The sequence below is a fragment of the Burkholderia sp. BCC1985 genome (genome assembly GCF_905339915.1).
Lineage (GTDB): Bacteria > Pseudomonadota > Gammaproteobacteria > Burkholderiales > Burkholderiaceae > Burkholderia.
Window position 1 is genome coordinate 199,030 of the sequence record NZ_CAJPGY010000005.1, and the last position, 18,047, is coordinate 217,076.

General features: G+C 66.3%; 14 protein-coding genes. 9 read left to right on the plus strand and 5 right to left on the minus strand.

What is annotated here, in order from left to right; translation table 11 throughout:
* Positions 1-68: 68 nt before the first annotated feature.
* The gene (locus tag U4Z31_RS07040; protein WP_321809821.1) at positions 69-1,244 is read right to left on the minus strand and encodes an acyltransferase; all 1,176 of its coding nucleotides are present in this window, start codon (positions 1,242-1,244) and stop codon (positions 69-71) included.
* Between the two features lie 213 nt (positions 1,245-1,457).
* On the opposite strand from U4Z31_RS07040, the gene U4Z31_RS07045 reads away from it, so the two are divergent.
* Both U4Z31_RS07045 and galU read left to right on the plus strand, forming a co-directional pair.
* Positions 1,458-1,601, plus strand: coding sequence for a hypothetical protein (locus tag U4Z31_RS07045; RefSeq protein ID WP_006479318.1), 144 nt, complete (start codon positions 1,458-1,460; stop codon positions 1,599-1,601).
* A gap of 229 nt (positions 1,602-1,830) precedes the next feature.
* Positions 1,831-2,718: a UTP--glucose-1-phosphate uridylyltransferase GalU gene (galU, locus tag U4Z31_RS07050; protein ID WP_124486375.1), complete on the plus strand. Its 888-nt coding sequence runs from the start codon at positions 1,831-1,833 to the stop codon at positions 2,716-2,718.
* Positions 2,719-2,893: 175 nt separating this feature from the next.
* Here galU and U4Z31_RS07055 read toward each other — a convergent pair whose 3' ends face one another.
* A complete protein-coding gene (locus U4Z31_RS07055) occupies positions 2,894-4,012 on the minus strand; it encodes an acyltransferase (RefSeq protein WP_321809822.1) in 1,119 nt (372 codons plus the stop codon).
* Positions 4,013-4,280: 268 nt separating this feature from the next.
* On the opposite strand from U4Z31_RS07055, the gene U4Z31_RS07060 reads away from it, so the two are divergent.
* Complete coding sequence (locus U4Z31_RS07060; RefSeq protein WP_011548077.1) at positions 4,281-4,730, plus strand: HU family DNA-binding protein; 450 nt, start codon at positions 4,281-4,283, stop codon at positions 4,728-4,730.
* A 610-nt stretch (positions 4,731-5,340) separates the two neighbouring features.
* On the opposite strand, the gene U4Z31_RS07065 is transcribed toward U4Z31_RS07060, so the two are convergent.
* The 3 genes from U4Z31_RS07065 to U4Z31_RS07075 form a co-directional block, all read right to left on the minus strand.
* Positions 5,341-5,814 carry a VOC family protein gene (locus U4Z31_RS07065; protein ID WP_044843835.1) on the minus strand — a complete coding sequence of 158 codons (474 nt, stop codon included), beginning with the start codon at positions 5,812-5,814 and terminating at the stop codon, positions 5,341-5,343.
* 478 nt (positions 5,815-6,292) lie between these two features.
* Complete coding sequence (locus U4Z31_RS07070) at positions 6,293-7,450, minus strand: porin (RefSeq protein ID WP_044843836.1); 1,158 nt, start codon at positions 7,448-7,450, stop codon at positions 6,293-6,295.
* Positions 7,451-7,871: 421 nt separating this feature from the next.
* A complete protein-coding gene (locus U4Z31_RS07075; RefSeq protein WP_321809823.1) occupies positions 7,872-8,804 on the minus strand; it encodes a YihY/virulence factor BrkB family protein in 933 nt (310 codons plus the stop codon).
* Positions 8,805-8,943: 139 nt separating this feature from the next.
* Between U4Z31_RS07075 and fdnG the strand changes: the two genes are divergently transcribed.
* The 6 genes from fdnG to selB all read left to right on the plus strand — a co-directional run bounded on the left by fdnG (position 8,944) and on the right by selB (position 18,041).
* Positions 8,944-12,015: a formate dehydrogenase-N subunit alpha gene (fdnG, locus tag U4Z31_RS07080; RefSeq protein ID WP_321809824.1), complete on the plus strand. Its 3,072-nt coding sequence runs from the start codon at positions 8,944-8,946 to the stop codon at positions 12,013-12,015.
* Between the two features lie 10 nt (positions 12,016-12,025).
* Entirely contained in the window at positions 12,026-12,940 is a 915-nt protein-coding gene (fdxH, locus tag U4Z31_RS07085; RefSeq protein ID WP_124521880.1) for a formate dehydrogenase subunit beta, read from the plus strand.
* A complete protein-coding gene (locus U4Z31_RS07090; RefSeq protein ID WP_044843841.1) occupies positions 12,937-13,563 on the plus strand; it encodes a formate dehydrogenase subunit gamma in 627 nt (208 codons plus the stop codon). Before fdxH ends, U4Z31_RS07090 begins: the two co-directional genes overlap by 4 nt.
* 107 nt (positions 13,564-13,670) lie before the next feature.
* Complete coding sequence (gene fdhE, locus U4Z31_RS07095; protein ID WP_321809825.1) at positions 13,671-14,606, plus strand: formate dehydrogenase accessory protein FdhE; 936 nt, start codon at positions 13,671-13,673, stop codon at positions 14,604-14,606.
* 73 nt (positions 14,607-14,679) lie between these two features.
* Positions 14,680-16,119 carry an L-seryl-tRNA(Sec) selenium transferase gene (selA, locus tag U4Z31_RS07100; RefSeq protein WP_321809826.1) on the plus strand — a complete coding sequence of 480 codons (1,440 nt, stop codon included), beginning with the start codon at positions 14,680-14,682 and terminating at the stop codon, positions 16,117-16,119.
* Positions 16,116-18,041, plus strand: coding sequence for a selenocysteine-specific translation elongation factor (gene selB, locus U4Z31_RS07105; RefSeq protein WP_321809827.1), 1,926 nt, complete (start codon positions 16,116-16,118; stop codon positions 18,039-18,041). Before selA ends, selB begins: the two co-directional genes overlap by 4 nt.
* The last annotated feature ends 6 nt before the right edge of the window (positions 18,042-18,047 follow it).

Consider the following 18,047-nt stretch of genomic DNA (forward strand, 5'->3'; position numbering starts at 1 on the left):
CTGCCCGTAAAAAAGCCCCCGCGCAGCCTGACGCCGGGCGGGGGCCGCGAGCGCGCGAACGGCGCCGTTCAGGCGGCCCGTTCGGGGGCCGGTGCGACGACGCGGGCGGTGCGGGTCGGCTTCAGGCTGGCCGCCCACATCATCGCCGGGCGTTCGAACAGCCGGTAGAACACGTAGGCGACCGGAATCGCGGCAGCCATGAACGCGATCGACGGCCAGATCGACAGTTGCAGTTCGGAGTGGAACAGCACCGAGCCGAGGCAGACGAACAGCGGCAGATGGATCAGGTACAGCGAGTAGCTGAAGTCGCCGAACCAGCCGAGCACGCGCAGCAGCGGCGTCGGGCGCGGCGGGCAGGCGAGCGCGCGGTACAGGAAGCACGCGAAGCCGGCCGCCCACAGCTGGAACGCGCCGTACTGGCCGAAATGGAACGCGCCGCAGCCTGCGGCCAGCAGCACGGCCGCCGCGAGGTACCACGCGCGCGACGGCACGGCGGCCGTGCCGCGCACCGGCTGCGCGCGCACGTCGGCGATCCACGCGCCGACGGTCCAGGACAGCCAGTACGACGTGAAGAACTGCAGGTCGTGCCGTTCGAGCAGCCACGCCGACGCGACGTTGACGAGCGCGACGGCCGCGACGATGGCCGGCATGCCGATGCGCCGGCGCAGTGCGAACAGCAGAGGGTAGATCGCGTAGAACTGCACTTCGAGCGACAGCGTCCACAGTGCGCCGTTCGACCCGTACGTGTAGCCGGCGACGCCTTGCAGCGAGAACAGGTTCACGAGGAACGCGGTGATGCCGACGTCGCGGATCTTGTGGCTGACCGGCGCGATCTGCAGGCTGACCGCGTCCATTGCGAGCGTGAACAGCAGCGCGGCGAGCAGCACCGGGTAGATGCGCGCGAAGCGGCGCGCCCAGAAGTTCGGCGCGTCGAGCCGGTACGCGGGGTTGGCCGCGAGCTTGAGCGCTGCATTGCGGTGGATGCAGTAGCCGCTGATCACGAAGAAGATCGGCACACCGGCGGAGCCCCATGCGAACGGGAAGGTCAGGTAGCCGGCGATCGCGCTCGGGCTCAGCGCATGACCGTAAGCGTGATGGAAGCTCTGCATGCCGACCCAGACGACCTGGCGGCAGTGGAAATAAGCGACGAGCAGCGCCGCGAACCCGCGCATCGCGTCGATCACGTGTTCCTTGTGGTCGGCGACGGGCGGCGCAGCCAAAGACGATCCGCTGAAAGCTTGCATGCGATTCGATTCCTTGCGACGGATGAAGGGGATGGTCCAATCGTAATGCGCAAGAATTCGCTCGAATCAATAAAAAAATCGCGCCGGGAAATAGTGCTATTTCAGATAGTGGTGTTATTCCGGTCTGAAAGCGGTTTCGACGCCGCCACAATTATTTGCCGATTTTTTTCTGATAGTTTGAAGCTCCAGTTGATTGATGCAAGGAGCGGCAAGATGGACATGCATTGGATCGCGAGCGCGGCAGTACTGCTGGTCATGGCCGTGCTGTCGGCGTACCGCGAGGCGCTGAAGAACGAGCCGATTCGCCCGGGGCTCGAGCGGGGCGGCGTCCCGTATATCGAGGAATTCGAATCGTAAGAATTTGTATCCGGAAAATCGGTAATTTGTTTCTGTATCGGTGCCGGGTTCGGCAATATCGACCGGATGCGCAGATTATCTCTTTTCCGAAAAACCTGGGCAATCGGTCCATATCGAAAATGAGCGGAGTGGAATTGGCCGTGCCGCCGGTTCTCGATATGCCGTTCGGAAAACAATCGCGCCACGTCGTCCAGCGACGCGGCGCAGTCAACGCAATCAGGATGCGAACATGTTGAAAGTCACCAAGGCCGTGTTCCCCGTCGCCGGTCTCGGCACGCGGTTCCTCCCGGCAACGAAGGCGAGCCCGAAGGAAATGCTGCCCGTCGTCGACAAGCCGCTGATCCAGTACGCGGTCGAGGAAGCGATCAACGCCGGTATCACCGAGATGATCTTCGTGACCGGGCGCAGCAAGCGCGCGATCGAGGATCACTTCGACAAGTCGTACGAGATCGAGGCCGAACTCGAGGCGCGCGGCAAGGAAAAGCTGCTCGAACTCGTGCGCGGCATCAAGCCGAGCCACGTGAACTGCTTCTACGTGCGCCAGCCGGAAGCGCTCGGCCTCGGCCATGCGGTGCTGTGCGCGGAGAAGCTCGTGCACGGCGAGCCGTTCGCGGTGATTCTCGCCGACGACCTGCTGCATGGCGAACAGCCGGTGCTCAAGCAGCTCGTCGACGTGTTCGACCACTATCACAGCTCGGTGATCGGGGTCGAGACGATCCCGCGCGAGGACAGCCGCTCGTACGGCGTCATCGAAGGCCGCGAGTGGGAAGAGGACATCATCAAGCTGTCGGGCATCATCGAGAAGCCGGCGCCGGAAGACGCGCCGTCGAACCTCGGCGTGGTCGGCCGCTACGTGTTCATGCCGACGATCTTCGATCACCTGCGCAAGCTCAAGCCGGGCGCGGGCGGCGAACTGCAGCTCACCGACGCCGTCCAGTCGCTGCTCGCGAACGAACAGGTCCTCGCGTATCGCTACTACGGCACGCGTTTCGATTGCGGCAGCAAGATCGGCTACCTCAAGGCGACCGTCGAACTCGCGCTCCAGCATCCGGAAGTGAGCCGCGAATTCGAGGCGTACCTGCGTACCTGCCTGCCCGCGCTGGCTGCTGTCGCATAAGCAGCCGCGCTGCTCCGCTGTTTCAGGTGGTGGTTGTTCCGTTGGCCCCGGCTGCCTTGTGCGCCGGGGCTTTTTTGCGTGCATTCGCCGCGCAGGCGTGGGGCGGCGGGTGATCGGCGGTGCTGAATCCGGGCGGCGTCGAACAGGTGCGTGCGCGACGATTCAGGTGCTCCGCTCAGCGCGGCGACGTGCCCGGCCGTGCGACGAAGTACCGGGCCAGCATCGCGGCGATCGGCTTCTTGAAGTCGAGCAGGCGTTTTTCCAGATAGCGCCACGACAGATGCGCGAGCAGCACGGCGAGCGCGAACTGCAGCAGTTCCGGCAGCACGTCCCGGGCGATTGCGGGCATCGGCACGCGCGCGAACAGCGTCGGCATCTCGCCGAGACGTGCCGGAATCAGGTTGTGGAACAGGTAGAAGCCGTAGCTGATCGTGCCGAGATAGACGAGCGGCGCCCAGTCGAGCAGTGCGACGGCCGGGTGGTCGGGTTCGGTGACGATCCACAGCATCAACGCGCCGAGCGACGCGGACAGGCCGAGATCCGTGAGCCCCGTGACGACGTCCGGCAGCGTCGTGAGCGCGGGCAGCGCGAGGAAGAACGCGACGCCGGCGGCGCCGAGCCAGCCGGGCGGAATGCGGCGGACGACGTCCTTGCCGCGATCGGCGAGCGCCATTGCGCCGACGCCGCCCAGCGCGATCAGCGCGAAATTCCACGGGGAAAACGCGTAGATCAGCACCGGCGATGCGTCGAGCGCGTAGAGCGCGAGATGCGCGAGCGCGCACAGCGCGACGGCCGCGACGCCGAGCGCGACGTGGCGCGCGGCCGGCACCGCGAGCAGCGTGAGCGGCGCGATCAAATAGAACTGCTGCTCGACCGCGAGGCTCCAGAAGTGCGACGTGGAGCCCGGCCAGCCGTCCTTGACGACGCCGATCCAGTAGTTCGACAGGAACGTGGCGTGCCACGCGAGCCCGAGATTGACGCCGCGCTGGTAGAACAGCGCGTGCGCGATCGCGAGCGCGGCGAGCAGCAGGTAGTAGACGGGAAAGATCCGCAGCGCGCGCTTCGCGAGGAACAGCGCCAGCGCATGGCGGCGCGTCATCGTGCCGCTCTCGATTGCCTGACGGTTGCGATGCAGTTCGCCGACGATCAGGAATCCGCTGATGAAGAAGAACGTCCACACACCGAGCTTGCCCACGTCGACAGCGAGGACGTGGCCCTTGTGGGACAGGAAAACGAGGATGACGGCGAGGGCTCGCAGGCCGTCGAGTCCTTTGACGTATCTGACTTCGCGCATGAAGGCATCCGGGGCACTGAGCGAGGTCAGTATAGGTGCGCAAATATCGAACGTAATTCGCGTTCGGACGCGTTTCGACGTATACGTGAAGGCGTTTTTCGTTGCTCGAGCGTCGGCGAAGTCGGTCGCGCGCAACAAAACCTGCGGGAAACCCCGCGAAAACGCATAAAAGTACTGCACGAAGCGTCACGGCGCTTGTAGAATCCGGCGTTGAAGCGCGCGCGTTGCACGCTTCGTGTATCCAACGACCACACCTGGTAGGAGAAACATGGCGACTTCCGCAAAAAAGGTGGCCAAGAAGGCTGCCGCACCGGCCACCAAGAAAGTGGCTGCCAAAAAGGCTGCGCCCGCGAAGAAAGTAGTGGCCAAGAAGGCTGTCGCGAAGGCAGCACCGGCCGCTCCGACGCCGCTGAAGGACAAGTTCACGAAGGCATCGCTCGCAACGCACATCGCTGAGCGTGCAGCTGTCGAAGTGAAGGCGGTCAAGGCAGTGCTCGTCGCGCTCGAGAACGTCGTGCTGGGCTCGGTCCACAAGAAGGGCGCAGGCGAGTTCACGCTGCCGGGTCTGCTGAAGATCACGGCGCAAGTCGTGCCGGCGAAGAAGAAGCGCTTCGGCAAGGATCCGTTCACGGGCGAAGAGCGCTGGTTCCCGGCAAAGCCGGCCAGCGTGCGCGTGAAGGCACGTGCGCTGAAGAAGCTGAAGGACGCGGCTGCGTAATGCCGCGTAACGGTCGCCGATTGCAGGTCGGCGGCCGTTGCGATGTCCGACGATCCCCGTACGCGAAAGCGTACGGGGATTTTTATTGCGCCGCGTAAATCGCGCGGCCGCTTCGGCATCGCACTGCGCGGATACGGCATGATATGACGCGCATCCTGTGTCGCGGGCCGCTTGCGCCGATGGCCGGATCGTCGTGTTCGTGCCGGCGCGCGGTCTTGCATCGCTGCGCATTGCGCGTGTGTCGCGCGAGTCATCGCGTGATGAACGCAGCGATCGTTCCCGTCGGGATCGCCGACCAGGCGACTGCCGCGTGTGCGGCGATCGAGCGGCATCCCGGCGCGATGCCGCAGGCGACGCATCGGTTCGGGTTCGGCTCGGCACGCGACGGCGCGCAGCGACATCGACCTGCGGGTGACGGTCGCCGCGTTCGTGCGCTACGCGCGACGGATTGTCGAAGCGATGCTGTCGAAGTAGCGTCGCACGAGCGCCCGCTGCCCGCGATTGCGTCGCGGCGCGATGCAATCCGGTGGACAACCGCGGTCGTGCGCGAACCGCGCGCGCTGCACATGCGTGCTGCCCGCGCGAAGGGCACGCAGCGTCCGTGACTTCGTCAGCCCGCCGTGCCGGCGTATGCGGCCTTCAGCGCGGCGACGTCGAACTTCGTCATCTGCATCATGGCAGCGGCCACGCGCGCCGCCTTGACCTCGTCGCGGTCGGCCATCATCGGAATCAATGCGTCGGGCACGATCTGCCACGAGACGCCGAAGCGGTCACGCAGCCAGCCGCAGCCGTCGGCCGTGCCGCCGTTGTCGAGCAGCGCGCTCCAGTAGCGGTCGAGTTCCGCCTGGTCGGCGCAACTGATCATCAGCGAGATCGCATGGTTGAACGTCTCGGTGCGCGGGTGGCTCATCGCGATGAACGGCTGCCCGAACAGCTCGAACTCGACCATCCGGGTGCCGCTGGTGCCGGCGACCGCCGTGACGCGCACGACGCGCGAGTCCGGGAAAATGCCCGCATAGAAGGCCGCGGCTTCTTCGGCTTCCGTCGAGTACCAGAGGAACGGCGTGATCTTCTGAATCGTCATGGAGCGTCTCCTGTCGGGTGTGTCGGTGAGGAACGGGGCAATCTGCGTGCCGCCATCGATACGACGGACGAAGGCCGTCGAAATCGACACGTCGAAGCATAGTGCTTCGCGTCGCGGTAGCGAAATCGGCAGGGTGGACACACATGCGTCCGTTGCGACGCCGGATCCTCCAGGCGCGCGTCAGCAGGAACATGGGAGCGCGGTGGTAGCCAGTGCGGCATGCGCCTGACCGGCCGTATGCCGCGGTCCGACAATGCAGGGTATCCGGATCCTCCGGACACGCTTCCGGCGCGCGACAGGCGGCCCAGGCGCCGCTCCCGGCCGGTTGCCGTACCCACGGGTGCCGGCCACGGTCGCCGCTCGCCACGGCGCCGCCGGCAACGGACGAAAAAAAACCAGCCACGGCCGAAACCGGTGACTGGTTTTGCAGTTCGGCGGCACGGCGTCGGAGACGCCGTGCACACCGGAAACGTACTTCTTAGAACTTGTGGCGAATGCCGAGTGCGACCAGTTCGGCCGAGCTCTTGCCGGCGAAGCCGTACGAAGCGATCGACGCTTGCGCGCTTTGCTGCACGCCGTCGACGAGCTGCGTGCCGCTCGCGTGCTGGTATGCGCCAACCAGGTAGATGTCCGTGCGCTTCGACAGCGAATAGTCCGCGCCGATGCCGACCTGGTGGTACTTCGCGCTCGTGTCGCCGGTTGCCTTCGTGTACGAGTAGCCGAGGCCCAGCAGCAGCGGCGGCGTGACCTGGTACGTCACGAACGCGCGGCCCGTGTTGTACTTTTCGGTCGAACCGAAGCCCGAGAATGCGTCCGGCTTGTACTGTGCGTTGCTGTAGCCGAGGCCGAACGTCACCGGGCCGAGTGCGTACTGGCCTGCGACTTGCGCGATCGCGATCGACTTCGCCGTTGCGTAACCCGAGTTGATCGGGCCGTCGAAGATCGCGTCGGACGTCGTCGAACCCCAGCCTGCGCGGCCGACAGCCGTCGTCGGCGACGGGTTGGCTGCGTAGAAGTAGCCTGCTGCAACGCCGACCGGGCCGTTGTTGTAGGCAGCTGCGACCGACCACGTCTGGCCCGAGCCCGTCTTGCCTGCGACGCCGCCGAGGGCGTACATGCCTTCGACCTGGAAGCCTGCCCAGACCGGCGACGTGTACTTGATTGCATTGCTGACGCGCAGCGAGTTGTCGTTGTTGTCGACGTCGCCCGGCGTTGCCATCACGCTGCCGAAGTAGTTGTCAGCCGTGACTGCCTGGACCAGGTCGACCAGCGGGTCGTACTGGCGGCCGAGCGTCAGCGTACCGTACTGGGCGCTCTCGAGGCCGACGTATGCCTGACGACCGAACATGCGACCGCCCTGGTTCAGGTGGCCCGTGCCCGGATCAAAACCGTTTTCCAACTGGAAGATCGCCTTCAGGCCACCGCCGAGGTCTTCAGCACCTTTCAGGCCCCAACGGCTGCCTTGCAGGTTGCCCGACAGCATTTGCCACGAGTTGTTGGCTTGGCCGTCGTTGCCGTGGACCCATGCGATCGACGTATCGATCACGCCGTACAGCGTCACGCTCGACTGAGCGTGAGCAGCGCCAGCGGCGCCCAGCAGGGCGAGCGAGAGGGTCGAGAGTGCGAGTTTCTTCATCGTTGAGTATCTCCACGCAAATGATTCGTCATTCATTATTTGTTGCGGATTGGAGAATAGCTCAGTGCCATACCTGCAAGAAAGCTTAAAAAATAAAGTGTCTCGAAAAGGTAACAGCGAGAAAAAGTCTATATATATCAAGCACATCAAGGACTGTTCCTCTTTTTGAAATAGTTGACAATTGCTGCGCCGCGATTGTTGCAGCGGTTGGTGCGTTCGGCGGCAGAGGGGCGCGTTTGGCCGGTTGGCGCACGGAAATCGACGCGTGCAAACGTTTGCCGTTGCAGGTCGCATCGCGCGCTGATGCAAAGAACGCATCAACGCGCGGCGGCCGGGTGGGTTGCGGAAGCGAAGGCAGTCGCGTAGGGCGACGATGCGGCGCGCGCGTCGCGCGGCCGCGCGGGAAAAAATACGTGGGGATTCAGTTGCCGCCTGAGCGATCGGCGGTGCGATCCGTCGGCGCGGCCGCAGCCGGGACGTTGCGGTTGCGGCGATGCGCATCGCCGCGCGCGGCCGCGAATTCCGCGCCGAGCAGCAGCACGGCCGCCGAGAAGTACAGCCACATCAGCAGGACCGCGAACGATCCGGCCGCGCCGAACGCACTGGCCGTGCCCGCGTGCGCGAGATACAACGCGAACAGTTTCTTGCCGCCGGAGAACAGGATCGCGGACACGATCCCGCCGATCGTCGCGTCGTGCCATGCGACGCGCGCATCGGGCAGGAACTTCATCAGCGCGGCGAACGCGCCCGCGAGCACCGCGATGCCGACGAAGAACTGCAACAGGTTGGTGATCGCGACATACGGTGAATCGCCGAGCAGCCAGGTGCCGATGAACGTGATCGCGGTATCGAGCACGAGCGACACGATCAGCAGGAACGCGACGCCGAGCACGAGCCCGAACGAAATGAGCCGCACGCGCACGAGCCCGAGCATGCTCGACCAGCGGCTTTCCGTACTCGGCCAGATCACGGAGAGCGCGGTGTTCAGCGACGCGAACGTCGCCGACGCGCCGATCGCGAGCGCGGCGAACGAGATCAGCGTCGCGATGCCGCCGCGCTGGCCCGCGCGATGCGCGTTCTGCACGATCGTCTGGATGCTGGCCGCCGCATCGTCGCCGATCAACTGGTGGGCCTGCTCGAACACCTGGCCGCGTGCGGCATCGTCGCCGTAGAACCAGCCGGCCACGGCGATCACCATCACGAGCGTCGGCGCGAGCGAGAACGCCGAGAAGAACGCGATGCTCGCGGCCATCGCCGAGCAGCGGTCGGAGGAGAAGCGCCTGAACGCGTTGAGTGCCCAGTTGGCCTGTTGTTGCGCGAGGCGGGTCGCCTCGGACGTGATCTGTCGTTTCATGACGGTTCGGTTGTGCGTTGAACGCAGGACATCGGTGGATCGGCAAATCGGTATTGATCCGACGAATCGATCATAGTTGCCTGAACTGTCTATAATTCCTTTCAGTTTCACCCCACCCCACAAAAACGCCGAGACCATCATGCTACAAATGTCCCGGCGCCAGTTCCTGAAGGTGACGGCCACGTCGCTTGCCGGATCGAGTCTTGCCCTGCTGGGCTTTTCTCCAACGGAAGCGCTCGCCGAGGTCCGACAGTACAAGCTGGCGCGCACAGTCGAAACGCGCAACACCTGTCCTTATTGTTCAGTGGGTTGCGGCATCCTGATGTACAGCCTCGGTGACGGCGCGAAGAATGCGCAGCCGAGCATCATCCATATCGAAGGCGATCCCGACCATCCCGTCAATCGCGGCACGCTGTGCCCGAAGGGTGCGAGCCTGATCGATTTCATCCACAGCCCGAACCGCCTGACGCACCCCGAGTATCGTGCGCCCGGCTCGGACAAGTGGGAACCCATCTCTTGGAACGACGCGCTCGACCGGATCGCGAAGCTGATGAAGGCCGACCGCGACGCGAACTTCGTCGAGACGGCGGAAGACGGCGCGAAGGTCAACCGCTGGCTGACCACCGGCATGCTGGCTGCGTCGGCGGGCAGCAACGAAGTCGGTTATCTCACGCACAAGACTGTCCGCAGTCTGGGGATGCTCGCATTCGACAATCAGGCGCGTGTCTGACATGGCCCGACGGTGGCAGGTCTTGCCCCGACGTTTGGCCGTGGAGCGATGACGAACCATTGGGTCGACATCAAGAACGCGGACGTGATTCTCGTGATGGGCGGCAATGCAGCCGAGGCCCATCCGTGCGGTTTCAAGTGGGTGACGGAGGCGAAGGCGCACCGCAAGGCGCGGCTGATCGTCGTCGACCCGCGCTTCACGCGTACGGCCTCGGTGGCCGACTACTACGCGCCGATCCGCACCGGCACCGACATCGTCTTCCTGGGCGGTGTGATCAACTATCTGCTGACGAACGACAAGATCCAGCATGAGTACGTGAAGAACTACACGGACTTCTCGTTCATCGTGCGCGAGGATTTCGCGTTCAACGACGGCATCTATTCCGGCTACGACGCCGAGAAGCACGCGTATCCGGACAAATCGAGCTGGGACTACGAGCAGGGCGACGACGGCTTCGCGAAGGTCGACCCGACGCTGCAGCATCCGCGCTGCGTGTACAACCTGCTGAAGCAGCACTACGCGCGCTATACGCCGGACATGGTCCAGCAGACCTGCGGCACGCCGAAGGAGAAATTCCTGAAGGTGTGCGAGATGCTCGCGACGACGGCCGTGCCAGGCCGCGCCGGCACGATCCTGTACGCGCTCGGCTGGACCCACCATTCGGTCGGCGCACAGATGATCCGCACCGGCGCGATGGTGCAGCTGCTGCTCGGCAACATCGGCATCGCCGGCGGCGGGATGAACGCGCTGCGCGGCCACTCGAACATCCAGGGCTTGACCGACCTCGGGCTGATGTCGAACCTGCTGCCGGGCTACATGACGCTGCCGATGCAGGCCGAGCAGGATTTCGACGCCTACATCAAGAAGCGCGTGCAACTGCCGCTGCGGCCGAACCAGCTGAGCTACTGGAAGAACTACAAGGCGTTCCACGTCAGCTTCATGAAGTCGTGGTGGGGCGACGCCGCGACCGCCGAGAACAACTGGGCCTACGACTACCTGCCGAAGCTCGACAAGCAGTACGACCTGCTGCAGGCGATCGAGCTGATGAATGCTGGCAAGATGAACGGCTACATCTGCCAGGGCTTCAACCCGCTCGCGGCGGCGCCGTCGAAGGTGAAGACGGCGGCCGGCCTCGCGAAGCTGAAGTGGCTCGTGATCATGGATCCGCTCGCGACCGAGACATCCGAGTTCTGGAAGCATCACGGCGACTACAACGACGTCGATGCGTCGAAGATCCAGACCGAGGTGTTCCGGCTGCCGACCACGTGCTTCGCGGAGGAAAACGGCTCGCTCGTCAGTTCGAGCCGCGTGCTGCAATGGCACTGGAAGGGCGCGGAGCCGCCGGGCGACGCGAAGAGCGACCTCGAGATCATGTCGGGGCTGTTCCTGCGCATGCGCAAGATGTATCAGGCGGACGGCGGCAAGTATCCGGACCCGATCGTGAACCTGACCTGGCCGTACGCGAACGCGGAAAGCCCGACGCCCGAAGAGCTCGCGATGGAGTTCAACGGCCGTGCGCTCGCCGACCTGCCCGACCCGAAGGATCCGGCCAAGACGCTCGTGAAGAAGGGCGAGCAGCTCGCCGCGTTCGCGCAGCTGAAGGACGACGGCACGACCGCGAGCGGCTGCTGGATCTTCTGCGGCGCCTGGACGCAGGCCGGCAACCAGATGGGGCGGCGCGACAACTCGGACCCGACCGGCATCGGCCAGACGCTGAACTGGGCGTGGGCCTGGCCGGCCAACCGGCGGATCCTGTACAACCGCGCATCGTGCGACGTCGCCGGCAAGCCGTTCGACCCGACCCGCAAGCTGATCGGCTGGAACGGCAGCGCGTGGAAGGGCCCCGACATTCCGGACTTCAAGGCGGACGAATCGCCCGAGAACGGGATGGGGCCGTTCATCATGAACCCGGAAGGCGTCGCGCGCTTCTTCGCCCGCGCGGGGATGAACGAAGGTCCGTTCCCCGAGCACTACGAACCGTTCGAGACGCCGCTCGCGGCGAACCCGCTGCACCCTGACAATCCGCAGGCGCTGAACAACCCGGCCGCCCGCGTGTTCCCGGACGACCGCGCGTCGTTCGGCAAGGCATCGGAGTTCCCGCACGTCGCGACGACGTACCGGCTGACCGAGCATTTCCACTACTGGACCAAGCATGCGCGGCTGAACTCGATCATCCAGCCCGAGCAATTCGTCGAGATCGGCGAAGACCTCGCGAAGGAAGTCGGCGTCGCGCACGGCGATCGCGTGAAGGTGTCGTCCAAGCGCGGCTACATCGTCGCGGTCGCGCTCGTCACGAAGCGGATCAAGCCGCTGACGATCGAGGGCAAGAAGGTCCAGACGGTCGGCGTCCCGTTGCACTGGGGCTTCAAGGGTCTGACGAAGCCCGGCTATCTCGCCAATACCCTGACTCCGTCCGTAGGCGACGGCAACTCGTACACACCGGAATTCAAGTCGTTCCTGGTGAAGGTCGAAAAGGCGTAAGGGGGAAGAGATGGCATTGCAATCGCTGGATATCAAGCGCGTCTCGGCCACCACGACGCCGCCGCCCACGGCGCGCGAACCGGTGACCGGGAGCGTCGCGAAGCTGATCGACGTATCGAAATGCATCGGCTGCAAGGCATGCCAGACGGCATGCATGGAGTGGAACGACCTGCGCGACGAGGTCGGCACCAACGTCGGCGTGTACGACAACCCGGCCGACCTGTCGGAGCACTCGTGGACGGTGATGCGCTTCGCCGAATACGAGAACCCGGCGGGCGACCTCGAGTGGCTGATCCGCAAGGACGGCTGCATGCACTGCGAGGATCCGGGCTGCCTGAAGGCGTGTCCGTCGCCGGGCGCGATCGTGCAGTACAACAATGGGATCGTCGATTTCCACGAGGAGAACTGCATCGGTTGCGGCTATTGCGTGACCGGCTGCCCGTTCAACGTGCCGCGGATCTCGAAGAAGGATCATCGCGCGTACAAGTGCACGCTCTGTTCCGACCGCGTCGCGGTCGGCCAGGAACCGGCCTGCGTGAAGACCTGCCCGACCGGCGCGATCGTGTTCGGCACCAAGGAGGACATGAAGCAGCACGCGGCCGAGCGGATCGAGGACCTGAAGGAGCGCGGCTTCGAGCATGCGGGGCTGTACGACCCGCAGGGCGTCGGCGGCACGCACGTGATGTACGTGCTGCACCACGCCGACAAACCGTCGCTGTACCACGGGCTGCCCGACAATCCGTCGATCAGCCCGATGGTGAGGCTGTGGAAGGGCATCGCGAAGCCGCTCGCGGTCGCCGGCCTCGCGCTGACCGCGCTGGCCGGGTTCTTCCACTACACGCGGGTCGGTCCGAACGAGGTCAGCGAGGAAGAGGAAGCCGCCGCCCGCGACGAGGCGCGACGCATCAAGGAGGACGCAAAATGAAGCACGACGACCCCAACCTGATCGTCCGCTACACGCCGAACGAGCGCACGAACCACTGGATCACCGCGATCACGTTCGTGCTGCTCGCGCTGTCCGGGCTCGCGCTGTTCCATCCGTCGATGTTCTGGCTCACCGCGCTGTTCGGCGGCGGCCAGTGGACGCGGATCCTGCATCCGTTCGTCGGTCTCGTGATGTTCGTGTCGTTCGCGATTCTCGTGGTGCGCTTCTGGCATCACAACACGCTCGACGCGGACGACCGCCAATGGCTGAAGCAGATCGGCGACGTGCTGACCAACCAGGAAGACAAGCTGCCGCCCGTCGGGCGCTATAACGCCGGACAGAAGCTGCTATTCTTCACGTTGGTGGCGTGCCTGCTGCTGCTCCTGCTGTCGGGGATCGTGATCTGGCGGCGCTACTTCTCGTTCTACTTCCCGATCGGGGTGATCCGCGCGGCCGCTGTCGTGCATGCCGTGGCGGCCTTCGTGCTGATCGCGAGCATCATCGTGCACATTTACGCGGCGTTGTGGGTGAAGGGCTCGATCGGGGCGATGGTGCGCGGCACCGTCACGCTGGGCTGGGCCCGCAAGCATCACCCGAAGTGGTTCCGTGAAAGCGTGAAATAACGCACTGGAGCGGGGCGGCTCGCCGATCGCGGCGGGCCGTTCCGTCAGCCGTCGGAATCGCCTGAAGCGCCGACCTGTCGGCGCTTGTTTATTTGGAAGACATTTTCGTGACACAACGCATTCTCGAACCGACCGAGATTTCGGCGCTCGATCATTCGGCCATTCCGCGCTTTCGCCTGCCGGAGCGCGGCACCGCGTTCGCCGCGCGTGCCGCCCGGCTGCGCAAGCTTGCCGACCTGAACCCGATCAGCGGCTACCTGCGGCTGATGGCGACCGTTGCCGACGCGCAGCACGCGACGCTGCAGGCGCTGGAACTGCCGATGCCGTCGCCCGAAGCGATCGCACGCGCGCAGCAGCATTCGATGCCCCTCGTGCCGGCGCTCGACGGCGAGCGCAACCCGCAGTGGCGGGCCGTGCTGTACGAACTGCTCGATCGCGTCGAAAGCGCCGGGCTCGTCAATCCGTCGCTCGCGAAGCTGCTCGACCGGCTGCGCCTGATGGCGCCCGCCGAACTCGACGCGCAGGCCGACGCGATCCTCGCGTTGCGCTTCGCCGAAGTCGACCCGGCCACCGCGCCGTTCCTGATGGCCGCGCTGCAGGTCGTCTGGACCGATCTCGCGACCCGCGTGGCACCGGCCGACGTCCCGTATCTCGACCAACCGGGGCTGTGCCCCGTGTGCGGCACGCATCCGGTCGCGAGCGTCGTGCGCGTCGGCGGCCAGTACCAGGGCTACCGTTTCCTGCAGTGCGGGCTGTGCACGACCGAGTGGCACATGGTGCGCACGAAATGTTCGCACTGCGATTCGACCAAGGGCATCGCCTACCACGGGATCGAAGGCGGCAGCGAAGCCGTCAAGGCCGAGTCGTGTGACGAATGCAAGACCTATCGCAAGATCGGCTACCAGGAGAAGGACTACGAGTTCGAGCCGCTGGCGGACGATCTCGCGAGCCTCACGCTCGACCTGCTGATGAACGAAGCCGGCTACCAGCGCAGTTCGCCGAACCCGCTGCTGTGGCCGGACATGTCGCGCGAAGCGGAATGACGGTACGGAGCCGGGGCGCGCGCGAGCGCCTGCGCCGGCTGCCTGCCGCGCATGGAATTGGAGCCACCATTACGTGACCGAACCGGGTTTGAATGAACTGAATGCCGTCCTCGCACGCGTGCCGTCGGTGGAGCGCGTGCTGACGTCGGCGCCGCTGCAGCCGCTGCTCGCCGACTATGGACGTACGCGCGTGCTGAACGCGGTGCGCGCCGAACTCGAACGCTGGCGCACCGCCGCGCAGCAGGATCCGCCGGCGGCCGGGCCGCTCGACGAGCCGCGCATCGCGGCGGCCGTCGCCCGCACGCTGGCCGCGCAGAGCGCGGGCACCGTGCGCGCGGTGTTCAACCTGACCGGCACCGTGCTGCACACGAATCTCGGGCGCGCGCTGTTGCCCGACGACGCGGTGCGCGCGGTGGTCGACGCGCTCACGCAACCCATCAACCTCGAATTCGACCTCGCCACCGGCCGTCGCGGCGACCGCGACGACCTGATCGACGATCTGCTGTGCGAACTGACCGGCGCGGAAGCCGCGACCGTCGTCAACAACAATGCCGCGGCCGTGTTGCTCGTGCTGTCGGCGCTTGCGCCGAAACGAGAAGTGATCGTGTCGCGCGGCGAACTCGTCGAGATCGGCGGCGCGTTCCGCATTCCCGACATCATGAGCCGTGCGGGTGCGAAACTGCGCGAGGTCGGCACCACCAACCGCACCCATCTGCGCGACTACGCGGACGCGATCGGTCCGCGCACGGCGATCCTGATGAAGGTGCACTGCAGCAACTACGCGATCAGCGGCTTCACCAAGGAAGTGACGCTGGCCGAACTCGCGCCGCTCGCGCGCGAGCACGGGCTGCCGGTGGCGGTCGACCTCGGCAGCGGCACGCTCGCCGATCTGTCGCAATGGGGCCTGCCGCACGAGACGACCGTGCAGGAAACCGTCGCGGCCGGCGCGAACCTCGTCACGTTCAGCGGCGACAAGCTGCTCGGCGGGCCGCAGGCCGGGCTGATCGTCGGCGATCGCGCGCTCGTCGCGAAGATCAAGAAACATCCGCTCAAGCGCGCGCTGCGCGTCGGCAAGCTGACGCTCGCCGCGCTCGAACCCGTGCTGCGGCTGTACCAGGCGCCGGAATTCCTGCGCGAGCGGCTCACCACGCTGCGTCTGCTGACGCGGCCGCAGCGCGAGATCGCAGAGGCCGCCGAGCGTGTGCGTCCGGCGTTGCAGGCCGCGCTCGGCGGCGGCTTCGACGTGCAGGTCGAGCCGATGTTCAGCCAGATCGGCAGCGGTGCGTTGCCGGTCGACCAGTTGCCGAGCGCCGGGCTTGTCGTGCGCACGCCGGACGGCAGGCGCGGCGGCCGTGCGCTCGCGCAGCTCGAGAAACGGTTGCGCGAATGGCCGCGCCCGGTGATCGGCCGCATCGCCGACAATGCGCTGCGGCTCGACCTGCGCTGCCTCGAAGCGGCGGACGAAGCGGCATTCGTCGCGCAATGCGCGCAGGTCGCGGGGCCGGCTGCATGATCGTCGGTACCGCGGGACACATCGATCACGGCAAGACGACGCTCGTGCGCGCGCTGACCGGCGTCGACACCGACCGCTTGAAGGAAGAGAAGGCGCGCGGCATCTCGATCGAGCTCGGCTATGCGTATACGCCGCTCGAGAACGGCGACGTGCTCGGCCTGATCGACGTGCCGGGCCACGAGAAGCTGATTCATACGATGGCGGCCGGTGCGAGCGGGATCGACTTCGCGCTGCTCGTGATCGCCGCCGACGACGGCGTGATGCCGCAGACCCGCGAGCACCTCGCGATCCTGCAACTGCTCGGCGTCGCGCATGGTGCTGTCGCGCTGACGAAGTGCGATCGGGTCGACGCCGCGCGCCTGTCGGCGGTGCGCGACGAGATCGCCGCGTGGCTGCACGGCTCGACGCTCGATGGCGCGCCGATCTTCGAGACCTGCGCGACGCGCGAGGACGATCCGGGCGTCGCCGCATTGAAGCGTCATCTCGCCGATGCGGCACTCGCGTGGCGTGCGCGCCGCGACGACGGCCTGTTCCGGCTCGCGGTCGATCGCGTGTTCACGCTCGCCGGGCAGGGGACCATCGTGACGGGCACCGCGTTCGCGGGCCGCGTGGCGACCGGCGACACGCTCGCGGTCGTGCGCACCGGCGGCGCGGCGCGCGTGCGCAGCATCCATGCGCAGAACCGGCCGGTCGACGCGGGCCGCGCGGGCGAGCGCTGCGCGTTGAACCTGGCCGGCGTCGACCGTGCGGACGTCGAGCGGGGCGACACCGTCGCGGATGCGCGGCTCGTCGCGACGTCGCCGCGTCTCGACGTCGAACTGACGCTGCTGGCCGATGCGGGGCTCACGCTGACGCACTGGGCGCCGGTGCACGTGCATCTCGGCACGCTGCATCGCGTCGCGCACGTCGCGCTGCTCGACGGCGATACGCTCGCGGCGGGCCACACGATGCGCGTGCAACTGGTGTTCGACGAACCGGTGTTCGCGCTGCCGGGCGATCGCTTCATCGTCCGCAATCCGCAGGCGACGCGCACCGTCGGCGGCGGTCGAGTGCTCGATCCGTTCGGTCCCGCCCGCAAGCGTCGCACGCCCGCGCGCCGCGCATGGCTCGACGCATTGGCCGCGTGGCTCGACGAAGGGCGGCTCGATGCGCTGCTCGCGCAGGCGCCGCTCGGTATCGCACGCGCGATGCTCACGCACCTGACGGGCTTCGCGCCCGACGTGCTGGCGTTGCCGGACGACGCACTGGCGATCGGCCAGCGCGAGCGCGCGTCGAACGACGGCACGGTGATCGCGCGGGTGCATTGGGACGCGCTGCAGGCGCGGGCGATCGATACGCTGCGCGCGTATCACGAACGCGTGCCGGACGAGCAGGGGCTCGATGCGGCGCGCCTGCGGCGGATGGCGGCGCCGCTCGTCGGCGATGCGCTGTGGCGTGCGTTGGTCGATGCGCTGGTGGACGGCGGGGAGGTGGTGCGAAGCGGGCCGTGGCTGCATCTGCCGTCGCATTCGGTGAGTTTCGATGCGCGCGAGGAAGCGCTGGCGCAGCAATTGCTGCCGCTGATTCATGCGGGGCGTTTCGATCCGCCGTGGGTCCGCGATCTGGCGCGCGACACGGGCGCGCAGGAGGAGGCCGTGCGCACGCTGCTGCGCAAGCTCGCGCGGCGCGGCGACGTGCATCAGGTCGTGCGCGACCTGTTCTATCACGCGGATGTCGTGCGCGAGCTGGCCGGGCTGGTCGCGCATCTCGCGCCGACGCGCGGCGGCGGGCTCGACGCGGCGACGTTTCGCGATGCGACGGGGCTCGGCCGCAAGCGCGCGATCCAGATTCTCGAGTTCTTCGATCGGGTTGGGTATACTCGCTTCCACCGCGATCTTCACTTCCTGCGGCCTGACAGCGGTTGGGTGGGTGTACAGGCGTAGGCGCTC